Source organism: Micromonospora sp. HK10 (genome assembly GCF_000982955.1).
Classification (GTDB): Bacteria; Actinomycetota; Actinomycetes; order Mycobacteriales; family Micromonosporaceae; genus Micromonospora.
On the sequence record NZ_KQ058799.1, the window covers coordinates 1 to 457 of the forward strand.

The window sequence follows — 457 nt, forward strand, 5'->3', positions numbered from 1 at the left end:
GCCACGGCCGGGGCCGAGCCCCCGGCGGTGCTGGGCCGGGTGGTGGCCGAACATGGCGAGATCGACGACGCGGCCTGGATGGTCCGCTGCGCGACGGTCCGGGACGCGCTGCACCGCACCCGGCGCGGCCCGCGCGAGGCCAAGGACATCCTCGCCGAACTGGGCGGCGGCGACGTGGCGGTGGCCACCGGCGTGCTGCTCGGCGCGACCGCCCGGCGGATCCCCGTGCTGCTCGACGGCCCGGTCGGGGTGGCGGCCGGCATGGTCAGCCGGGACCTGGCCGGGCAGGCCCGGCACTGGTGCCTGCTGCCCGACCACGGCGGTCAGCCGGCGGTGCGGCTCGCCGCCGACGTGCTCGGCCTCACCCCGCTCGTCGACCTGCGGCTCGACCTGGGCGAGGGCACCACCGCGCTGGCCACGCTGCCGCTGCTGCGCTCGGCGCTGGCGCTCGCCGCCA

1 protein-coding gene is annotated in these 457 nt (G+C 79.4%); it reads left to right on the forward strand.

All coding sequences use genetic code 11. The annotated features are described in order from the left end of the window. Positions 1-457 (forward strand): nicotinate-nucleotide--dimethylbenzimidazole phosphoribosyltransferase (locus tag LQ51_RS12225; protein WP_046565257.1); only part of this gene is annotated, 457 nt, incomplete at both ends.